The 12123-nt window shown below is 75.5% G+C and carries 13 protein-coding genes; 6 read left to right on the top strand and 7 right to left on the bottom strand.

The window, feature by feature from the left end:
• The coding region (locus OZ948_16760) for an adenosylhomocysteinase (GenBank protein ID MEB2346379.1) at positions 1–111 on the top strand (111 nt) is incomplete at its 5' end.
• Positions 112–126: 15 nt separating this feature from the next.
• On the opposite strand, the gene OZ948_16765 is transcribed toward OZ948_16760, so the two are convergent.
• Genes OZ948_16765 through OZ948_16775 form a run of 3 tightly spaced genes read right to left on the bottom strand, consistent with a single transcriptional unit; the run spans position 127 to position 3316 of the window.
• Positions 127–1050: an LLM class flavin-dependent oxidoreductase gene (locus OZ948_16765; protein MEB2346380.1), complete on the bottom strand. Its 924-nt coding sequence runs from the start codon at positions 1048–1050 to the stop codon at positions 127–129.
• Positions 1051–1090: 40 nt separating this feature from the next.
• Complete coding sequence (locus tag OZ948_16770) at positions 1091–2443, bottom strand: MATE family efflux transporter (protein MEB2346381.1); 1353 nt, start codon at positions 2441–2443, stop codon at positions 1091–1093.
• A 3-nt stretch (positions 2444–2446) separates the two neighbouring features.
• A complete protein-coding gene (locus tag OZ948_16775; GenBank protein ID MEB2346382.1) occupies positions 2447–3316 on the bottom strand; it encodes a GTP-binding protein in 870 nt (289 codons plus the stop codon).
• A 79-nt stretch (positions 3317–3395) separates the two neighbouring features.
• Between OZ948_16775 and OZ948_16780 the strand changes: the two genes are divergently transcribed.
• Both OZ948_16780 and OZ948_16785 read left to right on the top strand, forming a co-directional pair.
• Positions 3396–4583 (top strand): CoA transferase, encoded by a 1188-nt coding sequence (locus OZ948_16780; GenBank protein MEB2346383.1) that lies wholly within the window; start codon positions 3396–3398, stop codon positions 4581–4583.
• On the top strand, positions 4580–5392 hold the full coding sequence (locus OZ948_16785) for an enoyl-CoA hydratase/isomerase family protein (protein MEB2346384.1): 813 nt from the start codon (positions 4580–4582) through the stop codon (positions 5390–5392). Before OZ948_16780 ends, OZ948_16785 begins: the two co-directional genes overlap by 4 nt.
• A gap of 45 nt (positions 5393–5437) precedes the next feature.
• On the opposite strand, the gene OZ948_16790 is transcribed toward OZ948_16785, so the two are convergent.
• Complete coding sequence (locus OZ948_16790) at positions 5438–6619, bottom strand: FIST C-terminal domain-containing protein (protein MEB2346385.1); 1182 nt, start codon at positions 6617–6619, stop codon at positions 5438–5440.
• 187 nt (positions 6620–6806) lie between these two features.
• Here OZ948_16790 and OZ948_16795 point away from each other — a divergent pair, with 187 nt between their 5' ends.
• Positions 6807–8081: an MFS transporter gene (locus tag OZ948_16795; GenBank protein ID MEB2346386.1), complete on the top strand. Its 1275-nt coding sequence runs from the start codon at positions 6807–6809 to the stop codon at positions 8079–8081.
• A gap of 24 nt (positions 8082–8105) precedes the next feature.
• On the opposite strand, the gene OZ948_16800 is transcribed toward OZ948_16795, so the two are convergent.
• Together OZ948_16800 and OZ948_16805 are read right to left on the bottom strand one after the other, a co-directional pair.
• A complete protein-coding gene (locus tag OZ948_16800; protein ID MEB2346387.1) occupies positions 8106–8372 on the bottom strand; it encodes a hypothetical protein in 267 nt (88 codons plus the stop codon).
• Positions 8369–9058: an SOS response-associated peptidase gene (locus OZ948_16805; protein ID MEB2346388.1), complete on the bottom strand. Its 690-nt coding sequence runs from the start codon at positions 9056–9058 to the stop codon at positions 8369–8371. Before OZ948_16805 ends, OZ948_16800 begins: the two co-directional genes overlap by 4 nt.
• A gap of 221 nt (positions 9059–9279) precedes the next feature.
• On the opposite strand from OZ948_16805, the gene OZ948_16810 reads away from it, so the two are divergent.
• Complete coding sequence (locus OZ948_16810) at positions 9280–10650, top strand: hypothetical protein (GenBank protein MEB2346389.1); 1371 nt, start codon at positions 9280–9282, stop codon at positions 10648–10650.
• A 10-nt stretch (positions 10651–10660) separates the two neighbouring features.
• The gene (locus tag OZ948_16815; GenBank protein MEB2346390.1) at positions 10661–11167 is read left to right on the top strand and encodes a CAP domain-containing protein; all 507 of its coding nucleotides are present in this window, start codon (positions 10661–10663) and stop codon (positions 11165–11167) included.
• A 34-nt stretch (positions 11168–11201) separates the two neighbouring features.
• On the opposite strand, the gene OZ948_16820 is transcribed toward OZ948_16815, so the two are convergent.
• Positions 11202–12086 (bottom strand): hypothetical protein, encoded by an 885-nt coding sequence (locus OZ948_16820; GenBank protein ID MEB2346391.1) that lies wholly within the window; start codon positions 12084–12086, stop codon positions 11202–11204.
• Positions 12087–12123: the final 37 nt, after the last annotated feature.

Genomic DNA, 12123 nt, shown 5'->3' on the forward strand with positions numbered 1-12123 from the left:
CTCCACCTCGAGAAGCTCGGCGTGAAGCTCACCCGCCTCACCGCCCGCCAGGCCGACTACATCGGCGTCCCGATCGACGGTCCCTACAAGCCGGACCATTATCGCTACTGAGCCGGGGACTGTCCCCTAGAGCTTTGCAACGATGCGGTCGGCGTAGGCGCGCAGGGCGTCGATCTTCTGGGGGAGCGGGAGGGTGTCGGGCTCGTAGGCGTTGCGGAAGCCGACGATCACGTCGGTGACGCCCTGGTCCTCGAGCCGGCGCACCCCGTCGAGCGTGTAGGCTTCGAGCGCGATCACGTGGACCTCGAAGGGCTCGTGCTCGCGGCCGGCTTCGCGGCGCAGCGCGCGCAGGCGTGCCAGGAGGCGGCTCAGGTCTCCGGCTTCGCCGCCGGCGTGCATCCAGCCGTCGCCGAGCCGCGCGGCGCGCCGCAACGCCGGCTCGGCATGACCTCCGATCAGGATCGGGATCGGGGCCGCGGGCACGGGGCAGATCGCGATGCTCGGCACCTGGTAGTGCTCGCCCTCGTAGGCGAAGAAGCCGCCTGGCCCGAACCGGCTCCGCTCGCTGGCCGCTCGCTGCGCGGCCGGGCTGCCCGGCCTTGTGGTGAGTCCGCGCACGATCTCGATCATCTCGTCCATGCGCGCCCCGCGCGTCTTCCAGTCGGTCCCGGTGACGGCGAAGTCCTCGGGCCAGGGCGAGAGCCCGACCCCGAATGCGAAACGCCCGCCCGTCAGCACCGCCACCGACGCCGCTTGCTTCGCCACCAGCACCGGGTGCCGGATCGGAAGCTTCACGACGAAGGTGGTGAAGCGCAGCCGCTCGGTCACCGCGCCCATCGCCGCGATCAGGCAGAACGGGTCGAGGAAGGGCCGGCCGCGCAGGAACTCGCGCTGCCCGTCGGGCGTGTACGGGTACTTCGAATCCGAGACCTCCGGGTAGCAGAGGCTGTCCGGCACCGTGAAGGAGTGGAAGCCTGCCCGCTCGGCCTCGACCGCGAGGGGCAGGTACTGGGCGGGGTCGCACATCGACTCGGCGAAGGTGAAGCGCACGGGACCTCCTGGGGCGCCAGCGGGGCGCGATGGTAGCTGGCTAGGCGAGCTGGACCGCCGCGTGCGCGGGCCCCCGATGCCGGATCCAACCGAGAAGCAGCGACGCCACCACCGCGAGCCCGATGCACAGGCCCCACCAGATGCCGGCGAGCCCCCAGCCCGCGTGGAGCCCGAGCCACCAGCCGAGGGGGATCCCGAGCAGCCAGTAGCTCACGGCGTTGAACACCGCCGCGGGCCGCGTGCGCCCCATCCCGCGCAGCACCCCGCACGCCACCACCTGCACGCCGTCGAAGATCTGGAAGGCCGCAGCGATCGGCAGGATGGTGGCCGCCAGCGCCACGACCGCGGCATCGGTGGTGTAGAGCCGGGGCAGCTCGAAGCGGAAGCCGAGGAAGACCAGCGCCGAGGCCGCCATCACCGCTGCGCCGAGACCGAGCGCCACCCACGCCGCACGCTGCGCCTCCTCGAGCCGCTGCGCGCCGATCAGGTTGCCGACCCGCGTCACCGCCGCGAGCGCGATCCCGAGCGGCATCATGAACGAGAGCGCCGCCATGTTCAGCACGATCGTGTGGGCCGCGAGCGCCTCGGTGCCGATCCGGCCTGCCAGCAGCGCAGCTCCGGAGAAGGCCCAGGCCTCGAGCGAGATCTGGAGTCCGACCGGCAGGCCGAGCGCGAGGATCTCGGCGATGCCGCGCGGCGAGAGGGCCCGCCGCGACCAGGGCACCCAGGCGCCCTCGTGCAGCCCCGCGCGCAGCACGAGCGCGGCCAGGCCGACGAGGCACGCCGCGCGGCTCAGGCTCGTGGCGATCGCCGAGCCTTCGAGGCCGAGGCGAGGCATCCCGAGGTGGCCGTAGACGAAGGCCCAGTTCCCGGCCAGGTTGACGAGGTTCGCGCCCACCATCACCCAGAGCGCGGGGCGCACGATCTCGCGCCCCTGCAGGTACTGGCGCAGCGCCCAGAACCCCAGGAAGAAGGGCACGCTCGGGATCTGGAGCCGCGTGAAGCGCTCCGCGGCCGCCGCCAGCGCGGGGTCCTGCCCCATCGCGCGCAGGAACTCCTCGGTGAGCAGCCACGCGAGCCCGAGCGGGACGCTGAGCCCGAGCGCCAGCACGAGGCCGCGCTGGAGCGCGAGCGCGACGCGCTCGCCGTCGCGTGCGCCGTGCGCCTGGGCCACGATCGGGTCCATCCCGAAGACGACCCCCATCGCGACGTGGAGCGTTCCCCAGACCCAGACGTTCGCGAGTGCCGCAGCCGACAGCGCCTCCACCGAGAAGCGGCCGAGCATCAGCGTGTCCACCACGCCGAGCAGCATGTTGCCGACCTGGGTGGCGGCGACGGGCCAGGCCAGGGCCGCGAGCCGCCGTACCTCGACACGGACGGGTGTCTCCGACACCGATCAGCCGCCGCTGCGGCGGATCACCACCACCCGGCCCCGCCACGCCGGCCCCGGCGGCGCCCCCGGCGAGAGCTCGATGCGCCGCCCGACGCCCTGGACCAGGCGCGGGCCCGCCTCGGTCTCGACCCAGCCCTTCGCGCGCAGCGCGCCGAGCGCCCGCAGCCGCTCGACCAGCGCGCGCTCCGCGACGCCGGCCTCCACCTCGATCGTCTCGTGCGTGAAGGCCTCGTGGGCGTGGGGGTGGGGATGCCCGCGCGGGGGCGGAGGGCCGGGCGCGTCGGTCGCCGGGGGCTCGAGCAGGGCCGGCGCCAGCCGGCCGTGGACGGCGCGCACGATCCGGGCCTCGGGCTCGAGCGCCCGCAGGCGCGCCTCGAGCGCCGGGAGCTGCGCCTCCGGCACCCGGTCGACCTGGTTCAGGACGAGCAGGTCGGCGGCGCTCACCTGCTGCTCGAAGGTCTCGCCGAGCTCGCGGCCCTCCGCGAGCTGCTCGGCGTTGACGAGCACGATCCCGAGGTCGTCCGCGATCCAGTCGGCGACCGGCGGCCGCCAGAGCGAGAGCTGCACGTCGTAGGGCAGCGCCACGCCCGAGGTCTCGATCGCGATCCGGTCGGGCGCGACCTCGCGGCGCAGCGCTTCGAGGGTGCGCACGAGGTCGTCGCTCAGCTCGCAGCAGACGCAGCCGCCGTCGAGCTCGCGGATCGCCGGCGCGCCCGCGGCGGCGGCCCCGCCGAGCAGCGCGCGGTCGATCCCGAGCGCGCCGAACTCGTTCGACACGACGGCCAGGCGCTCGCCCCGGCGCCGGGCCTCGTCGAGCAGGTGGCGCACGAGCGAGGTCTTGCCCGAGCCGAGGAAGCCCGAGACCACGAGCACGGGGATGCGGTCGGCGCGTGCCAGGCGGGGCCCTCGGGTCGTTCGCGGTGGGGCCGGGAACGATACCCTGCGCCCCCGCATGTGCCCGCTCACGACGCCCCCGCCCGCCTCCGCCCCGCTCGCGGGCACCCTCGTCGTCGACCTGACGCGCGTGCTCGCCGGCCCCTTCTGCACGCTCCAGCTCCAGGAGCTCGGCGCGCGCGTGATCAAGGTGGAGCGGCCCGGCGTGGGCGACGAGGCGCGCCACATCGGGCCGTTCGTGGCGGGCACCTCGGCCTACTTCCTGTCGCTCAACCGCGGCAAGGAGAGCCTCGCCCTCGACCTGCGCGAGCCGGCCGACCGCGCGCTCTTCGAGCGCCTGCTCGCGCGCGCCGACGTGCTCGTCGAGAACTACCGTCCGGGCGTGCTCGAGCGGCTCGGCTACGGCTGGGAGGGGCTCCACGAGCGCTACCCGCGCCTCGTCGTCGCCTCGGTGTCGGGCTTCGGCCAGACCGGGCCGTGGGCGCAGCGCCCGGCCTACGACCTCGTCGCCCAGGCGCTCGGCGGGATCCTCTCGATCACGGGCCCGATCGGGGGGCCGCCCGTGCGCGTCGGCACTTCCATCGGCGACCTGGCGGCGGGGCTCTTCGCGGCGCTCGGGGTGGCCGCGGCGCTGGCCGAGCGCGCGGCGAGCGGCCGCGGCCGGCGCGTGGACGTGGCGATGCTCGACTGCCAGGTGGCGCTGCTCGAGAACGCGCTCGCCCGCTTCGCCGCGACCGGCCGGGTGCCCGCCCCGCTCGGGACGCGCCATCCCTCGATCGCGCCCTTCGAGGCCTATCCCACCGCCGACGGGCCGCTCGTGATCGCCTGCGGCACCGATGCGCTCTTCCGCGTGCTCGCCGCCGCGATCGGGCGCCCTGCCCTGGCCGATGACCCCCGCTTCGCCACCGCCCCCGCGCGCAGCACCCACGCCGACGCCCTGCGCGACGCGCTCGCCGAAGCGCTCGCCGCCCGTCCGCGCGCCGCGTGGGTGGCCCTGCTCGAGCCGCTCGGGGTTCCCTGCGCGCCGATCCAGGACGTCGCCGAGGTGGCGGCCACGCCCCAGGTGCGCGCGCGGCGGATGATCGTCGAGGTCGAGCAGCCGGGACTCGGCCCCTTTCCGGTGCCGGGCAATCCGATCAAGCTCGACGGTGCGCCCGATCCCCCGACCCGGCCGGCGGCGCCGGCTCTCGACGGCGACCGCGCGCGGATCCTGGCCTGGCTCGAAGAGACGGAGGAGCGACCATGAGCAATGCGGGCAACGGCGGGCCCTCGCCCGCGCAACGGTGGCAGACCCTCGAGACCGAGCGGGACGGCGCGATCCTGCGCGTCTGGCTCGCGCGTCCCGCGCGGCGCAACGCGCTCGACACCACGGCGCTCGAGGAGATCGCGGCGCTCTTCGCCGGCCTCCAGCGCGACTACGCGACCCGCGTCGTCGTGCTCGGTGGGCGCGGGGTCTCCTTCTGCGCCGGTGCCGACCGGCGCAGCCCGCCGGGCCGCGAGCGGATGGCCGTGGCCTCCGGGGCGGGCGGGCGCGAGCGTCGCCAGGCCGCCCAGATCGGCCTGCGCGCCTGCCGGGCGATCGAGGAGTGCGAGGTGGTCACGATCGCGCGCATCCACGGCCACGCGGTCGGCGGCGGCCTCGCGCTCGCGCTCGCCTGCGACTTCCGGATCGCCGCCGAGGACACGGTCTTCTCGATCCCGGAGGTGGACCTCGGCATCCCGCTCGGCTGGGGCGCGAGCGCGCGCCTCGTCCACGAGATCGGTGCCGCCCGCGCCCGCGAGGCGATCCTGCTCTGCGAGCGCTTCGACGCCCGGCGCGCCGAGGCCTGGGGCGCCCTGCACCGGGCGGTGCCCGCCGCCGAGCTCGACGCCGTGGTCGAGGACTGGGCACGCCGGCTCGCGGCGAAGCCGGAGCTTGCGGTCCACATGACCAAGACCCAGCTCCGCGCCTACGCGCTCGCGGCGCGCCTCGGCGACGTCACCGAGAACGACGGCGACCTGCTGGCCGCCGCCTCCCGCGAGGAGCCGGCGCGGCGCGCCTTCCCGAGCGAGTGAAGGCGCGATCGCACACGGGCGGGCGCCCGGCGCTCGCGCGGGTCCTCAGATCGCGGAAAGCGGCCGGAAGATCCCGAAGGCGCTCGTGTAGCCGTGGAGGAAGCTGCGCACCCCCACCGGCCCGATCTCCCCGTTGCAGAAGAAGCCACCGAGCGGCAGCGCCCCCAGGTGGCGGCGGAAGGCGTCGCTGTCGTGGTCGGGCACCCCGTAGAGGCCGGCGCCCCGGCCCAGGCAGGAGAAGAGCAGCGCGCCGCTCGGCGCCCCGCCCGGGCGCGGGGTGCTCCGGTAGCGCTCGAGGCGCTCCTCGAGATCGAGGGCCGAGGTCTGTGCGTCGCGCAGGTGGAACTGCACGACGAGGCCGTCGCGCAGGGGCGCCGCCACCGCCAGCGCACCGTCGTCGGGGTCGGCGCCGACCAGGTTGCGGATCAGGAAGTCGCCGCGGCGGTACTCGTGGAGCTCGGGGTGCATCTCGATGCCGAGGAAGAGGGAGCTCTGCATCAGGGCCTGGTCGCGTGCCCCCGATGATTCGTAGAGCGCGCGCAGCACCTGCATCGGGGGGCGCCCGTCGAGCTCCGTCAGCAGGTGGTCGCGCGCGCGCGTCACGAAGTGGGGGTGGCCGATCGGCCGGCAACCCTGCGCGACCACCCCGTCCACGACCAGGTCGCCCCAGAGCGCCACCCCGACGAGGCCGTCGGCGTGCACGCGGTCCTCGAGCACGAGCGCGTTCTCGCCGGGCCGCTCCGCGCCGCTCGCGAGCCCGCCGATCGAGACCGCGCCCGGAAAGTCGCGGTCGAGCTGCTGCACGAGCGCCTCGGCGTCGCAGCTCCAGGGATCCGCGAGCAGCACGAAGTGCGGGTGCGCGGCGGGATCGATGTCGAAGGCCTCGCACCAGGCGTCGGTGCCGCGCGGGAAGCCCTCTCCCGCCACCCGCAGCGGGCGCACGGCCACGTGCGGAAGGCGCGCGGCGGTGAGCGCGACGGCGGGCCGCCCCTCGATCTCGCGCCCGGCCCCGATCACGCTCCGGCCGCTGCACCCGACGAGCAGACCGCCCCCGAGCCGGCCGCGCAGCCGCTCCGCGAGCCGCGCGGCGGCGGGCGCGAAGGCCGCGCCGAAGAAGAGGAAGGCGGCGTCGGGAGGACTGCCGAGGGCGTCGCGCACCGCCGCAGCGACCTCGTCGGCGGCGGCGTCGGGGTCGGGCAGCTCGGACGCGGCGGACGCCCAGCGCATCGCTCCGAGCGTAGGGCCCCTCCCGGGAGGCCGCTTCCGTCTCGCCGGCCGCTTCCGCCGCTCGGGGTCCGCGCCCGCACGCCGACGCCCGCTCGCGGCCGGCCCGGGGGCCTCCGCCCGGCTACCGTCGCGCGCCGTGAGGGATCCCCTTTCGCGCGCGCCGGCGCCGGCTCCGGAGCCGGCCCGGATGCGCACCCGCAACCCGTGGTGGATCCCGCCCTTCCTGGGTCGCGTGCCCGCGCTCGAGGACCGGCACCTGCGGATCCTCGGCATCGTCGCGCTCGGGCTCTTCTTCGAGAACTACGACCTCTCGCTCCTCACCTCCGCGCTCAAGCACATCGCCGGGGATCTCGGCATCGCGCAGGAGCGGCTCGGCTTCTACCTCGGCGCGGTGCGCCTCGGCGGGCTCGCCGCCTTCTTCCTGCTGCCGCTCGCCGACCGCCTGGGACGCCGCCGCGTCTTCCTGCTCTCGGTGCTCGGCATGAGCGTGTTCACGCTGGCGACCGCGCTCGCGCAGACGCCCGTGCAGTTCGTCGCCTTCCAGCTCCTCTCGCGTGCCTTCCTCTCGACGCTCGCCGCCGTCGGCGTGGTGATGCTGGCCGAGGAGCTCCCGGCCGAGCACCGCGGCTGGGGTGTCGGGATCCTGGGAGCGCTCTCGGCCTGCGGGCACGGGGCCGGCGCACTCCTGTTCGCGACGATCGAGCTGCTGCCCGGGGGCTGGCGCTCGCTCTACGCGATCGGTGCGATCCCGCTCCTGCTGCTCCCGATGTTCCGGCGCCGGATCGCGGAGACGGCGCGCTTCCGCCGCCACCAGGCGGAGCAGGCCGGGCTCGCGTCCTCCGCCGCCCCGCTGCGCTCGCTGCTCGCGCTCGCGCGCGCCAACCCGGGCCGTGCCTCGCTGCTCGGCGCCGCCGGCATGATCCAGGCGCTCGGAGCGATCTCGCTCTTCCAGTTCGCCTCGCTCTTCGTGCAGGAGCAGCACGGCTGGGAGCCCTGGCGCTACGCCGCGATGCTGATGACGAGCGGCGCGGTCGGCATCGTCGGCAACGTCGTCGCGGGCCGGCTCGGCGACCGGATCGGGCGGCGCCAGGTGGGGCTCTTCGCCTTCGTCCTCTTCCCGGTCGCGGGCATCCTCTTCTACAACGGTCCCGGCTGGGTGCTGCCGCTCGCCTTCGTCGCGGTGGTCTTCGCCAGCTCCGCGGGCGACGTGATCATCCGCGTCTTCGCGACCGAGCTCTTCCCGACCGCCCAGCGCGGTGCCGCGGCGGCCTGGCTGACGCTGCTCCAGACGATCGGCTGGATCCTCGGCCTGTGGGTGGTCGGCGCCGGCACCGTCCTCGGGCTCGACCTGCCGGCGATGGTGAGCCTCGTGGCGGCGTCGCTCTTCGTGCCCGGGATCCTGCTCGTCCGGCTGCCCGAGACCCGGCAGCGCGAGCTCGAGGAGACGAGCGGCGAGACCTGAACGCCCCGTTCGGGCGCCGCTTGCTCAACGCGCGTGGCAGGTCCGCGAGAAGGGCACCGTCGCCTGGCAGCCGATCGCGCCCGTCACGCCCCCGGCGAGGACGCCGCAGGCGGTCGTCGTGGCCGCCTGCTCGGCCTCGCGCTCGGTGGGGGCGGCAGCGCTCGCACAGCGCTCGCGGCCCTCGTAGCGGATGCAGACCTCGCAGGTGACGCCCGCGTGGGACAGCGTGGTCCAGTAGAGCGCGGCGCCCGCGGTGGCGAGCAGCGCGAGCGTGACGAGGACGCCCTTCACGCGGCCCCCCCGGCCGTGAAGAGATCGCGCTCCGGCTCGAGGAGGCGCGCGTCGTCCTCGCGCACGTCGTTCACGCGGCGGTCGACGGGATGCGCCACGAGCCCCTCCGCGCCGCGCCCCGCGAGCAGCGGCGCGAGCGCCGCGGGGTCGTCGAGGGCGGGGTCGAGCCAGCGCTCGTAGTCGGCGGGCGCGAGCAGGAGCGGCATGCGGTCGTGGAGCGGGCGCACCGCTCCGGCCGCGGGCACGGTCAGGATCGCGCAGCTCTCGAGCGCCTCGGCGCCCCGCTGCCAGCGCTCGAAGAGCGCGCCCATCGCGAGCAGGCCGCCCGCGCCCGGGCGGATCGCGAAGGGCCGCGCGCTGCGGCCCGCGTGCTGCCACTCGTAGAAGCCGTCGGCGGGCACGAGGCCGCGCCGGCGGGCGAGCGCTGCGCGGAAGAGCGGCGACCCCGCGGCCGTCTCGGCGCGCGCATTGATCGGGCGGCGGCCGGAGGCGGGATCCGCGGCCCAGGCCGGTACGAGGCCCCAGCGCGGCGCGGCGAGCACCCGCCGCTCCCCTTCGACGCGGACCAGGGGGACGGGCTGGCCGGGCGCCACGTTGAAGCGCGGCGGGACGTCGGGCACGGCCGCGAGCCCGAAGTGGCGGGCCAGCTCCGGGCCCGGCGTCGCGAGGAAGAAGCGCCCGCACATCCGGGGGCGAGGCTAGCATCGCAGGCATCGAGGGAAATCCGCGTGCGGGAAAGGGAAGCGGGCTTCCCATCCGGGCCGGTGCAGGGGGCTCGCAGGCGGAGCGCAGACGGGGGGACCAGGCGTGCGCGGGCCCGCGCGGATCGGCTCCCCTCGCATCCGGAGCACGCTTCTTGCAGCATCGCCCGCCGGGCGATTCCGCCCGCCCCGTCCGAGGTGTACCCATGCGTTCCCGCCTCGTGCTCGCCGCGCTGCTGCTCTCGGTGCCCTTCGGGCACGCCGGCTGTGCCGCGCGCAGCACCGGCCTCCCCAATGCACCGATCTTCAACACCGGCGCCACGGCGACGATCATCCCGCCGGGCGCCGCGGCACCCGCCATGCCGGGCTACGGCCAGCAGAGCCAGACCATGGGCGGCCCCGGGCAGGCGAGCGGGAGCACCTCGAGCAGCGGTGTCCCCGGCATGGGCGGCTATCCGCAAGCGCAGGGCTACCCGCCGGCGCAGGGCTACCCGCAGCAGGTGACGCCCTCGGCGGCGATGCAGTCGCTCGGCGGTGCCGTCACGATCGACACGCGCCAGATCCGGCGCCGCGAGGATCCGCTCTGGAGCAACCCCCTCTTCTGGCCCTTCGCCGTCGTCGCCTGGCCGTTCGTGGCCCTCGACCGCAAGGTGAGCGCCGGCAAGGACGAGGCCTTCCGCCGCCGCGCCTACCAGCGCATCCAGGAGCAGACGGGGGTGCCCTTCCCCGACGACTCGCCCTACGGCACGCACGAGCAATCCCAGATGGCGGCCGAGCAGGCGCAGCAGCAGGCGATCGAGCAGCAGCTCCTCGAGCAGCGCGGCGGCGCTCCCGGCCACCCGGCGGCGGGTGGCAGCGGCAGCCCCGCCGCCGGCTACGCGAGCGCGCGCCCCTCGCTCTCGATCGCCGATGAGCTCGCGGCGCTCCGGGCCGGCCGGGCACCCGGGGCAGCACCCGCGGCCGAGCCCACGCCGGCCGAGGCGCCGAGCGGGGCCGCCCCGAGCCCGGGCGCCGCGGCCGCCGACGAGGTCGAGGACCGCGACGGCGACGGGCGCGCGGACCGCTGGGTCTACGAGTCGGACGGCCGGCGGCGCGAGCTGCTCGACGAGGATCACGACGGGCGGCCCGAGCGCACCACCTGGTACGAGCAGGACGGCGAGACGATCGCGCGCCGGGACGAGGACACCGACGGCGACGGCGAGGTCGACTCCTGGAGCACGTACCAGGGCGGCGAGCTCGCCCGCCGCCGCACCGACGGCGACCACGACGGCGAGCCCGACACCTGGACGACCTACGACGCGAAGGGCCGGATCGCGCGCCACGAGCAGGACGCGAACGGCGACGGCGTGCGCGACACGGTCGACTACTTCAGCGCCGGCAAGATCGTCCGCCGCTCCGAGGACGCCGACGGCGACGGCCGCCCCGAGAAGATCACGCACTTCGACGAGAAGGGGCGCCCCAGCACGCTCGAGGAGGACACCGACGGCGACGGCCTGGTCGACACGCGCTCGCACTATGCCGGTGGCAAGCTCGTCCGGCGCGAGCTGCTCGACGAAGCCAAGGCAGCGACGCCCTGAGGCCCCTTCCATGCCCCGGACGCCCTTCCAGGCCGTCGTCTTCCTGGTTGCCCTGTGGGCCACGCTCGCCGTCCTCGCACCGCTTGCGCGGGCTGCGGACGGCGCCGATCCCGAGCTCGCCCGCCTCGAGGCCGCCTTCCACGAGCTCGTCAATCAGGTGCGCGAGCGCGAGGGCCTGATCGCCCTCCGGCGCGATCCGCGCGTCGATCGGGTGGCGCGCGCCCACAGCCGCGACATGATCGCGCGCGGCTACTTCGCCCACGAGACGCCGGAGGGGCTGACACCGCCCGACCGGCTGGCCCGCGGCGGTGTCACCGGCATCTCGCTGGCGGGGGAGAACGTGGGCCTCACGAACCGCGGCGACCCCAACCGCGAGATCGTCACCGGCTGGCTCGCGTCCCCGCTGCACCGCCAGAACCTGCTGGCCCCGATGTTCAACGTGACCGGGATCGGCATCGCCCGCGCGCCCGACGGCCGGTTCTTCTACACCCAGCTCTACGTCACCGTCCCCCGCTGAGCGGGAGCCTGCGGACCGTTCCGGCCGCCGCCGTTCAGCGGAAGGTGGTGGCGAGCTGGCGGTCGTCCCAGTAGACGTCGAGCGGGCGCCCGAGGTCGAAGCTGGCGGGCAGGATCACGTAGCCGAGCACCAGCTCGTCGGCGGCGAGATCCCCGAGGCTGCCCGAGAGGACGCCGAGCTGGCGCGGGTCGTCGCGCTGCGGCGAGAAGGTGAGATGGCCCTGCACGAAGCTGAAGTTCGGCAGGAAGCGCTCGGCGTCGCGCGGCTGCACGCTGAAGAGCAGGACGGGCCCTCCCTCGGCGCCGGCGCTGCGCAGCCGCTCCTCGAAGGCCTGCGAGTGCGCGATCGAGACGCGCAGGCTGTCGTCGCCCGCCTTGCCCGCGCGCAGGAAGGTCGCGGGCGTGCGCTTCTGGGACAGCTCGACCAGGTAGAAGAGGTCCCGCAGCTCACCGTCGGTGAGGGCGAGATCGCTCGGGCGGGGAGCGGCGGGCGCCGGCGGCGGGACGGGCGGCGCGGCGGAGACCTGGGGCAGTGCGGCCGCGGGCGCCGCACCCGGAGTGGCGCTGCCGGCCCCGGCCCCTGCGCCGCCGAGATCGGCGTTGCCGAGCGTGCGCACCTTCTCGGCGCGCTCGATCAGGTTGTAGGGGTTGTTCTCGTCGATCTTCTGGCGGTGCAGCTCCCAGAGATACGCCCGCGGCAGGTTCTCGGGCCGCAGCGGCGGCACGCGCGACGGCTCGACCCGCTTCGCCTCGCGGCAGGGCACGTCCGCCTGCCGCTTCACGACGAAGACGCTCCCGTCGGGACACACGCCGGTGATGCCGGCGGCGCTGAGCGGCCAGGCGAGGGCCAGCGCGGCGAGGCCACGGGAAACCCGCGGCGCAACCCGCGAGGGGAGGGATCGGGGCGGCTGCTGCGACATCGTCCAAGCCTCTCGGAGTGCCCGATCGTAGACCGAA

The organism is Deltaproteobacteria bacterium, from assembly GCA_035063765.1.
GTDB lineage: Bacteria > Myxococcota_A > UBA9160 > UBA9160 > PR03 > CAADGG01.

Bases quoted from the DNA above. Each gene is read 5' to 3' on its own strand.
- OZ948_16780 (MEB2346383.1), top strand. From the start codon at position 3,396: ATGTGCCCGCTCACGACGCCCCCGCCCGCCTCCGCCCCGCTCGCGGGC.
- OZ948_16785 (MEB2346384.1), top strand. From the start codon at position 4,580: ATGAGCAATGCGGGCAACGGCGGGCCCTCGCCCGCGCAACGGTGGCAG.
- OZ948_16790 (MEB2346385.1), bottom strand. From the start codon at position 6,619: ATGCGCTGGGCGTCCGCCGCGTCCGAGCTGCCCGACCCCGACGCCGCC.
- OZ948_16795 (MEB2346386.1), top strand. From the start codon at position 6,807: ATGCGCACCCGCAACCCGTGGTGGATCCCGCCCTTCCTGGGTCGCGTG.
- OZ948_16805 (MEB2346388.1), bottom strand. From the start codon at position 9,058: ATGTGCGGGCGCTTCTTCCTCGCGACGCCGGGCCCGGAGCTGGCCCGC.
- OZ948_16810 (MEB2346389.1), top strand. From the start codon at position 9,280: ATGCGTTCCCGCCTCGTGCTCGCCGCGCTGCTGCTCTCGGTGCCCTTC.
- OZ948_16815 (MEB2346390.1), top strand. From the start codon at position 10,661: ATGCCCCGGACGCCCTTCCAGGCCGTCGTCTTCCTGGTTGCCCTGTGG.
- OZ948_16820 (MEB2346391.1), bottom strand. From the start codon at position 12,086: ATGTCGCAGCAGCCGCCCCGATCCCTCCCCTCGCGGGTTGCGCCGCGG.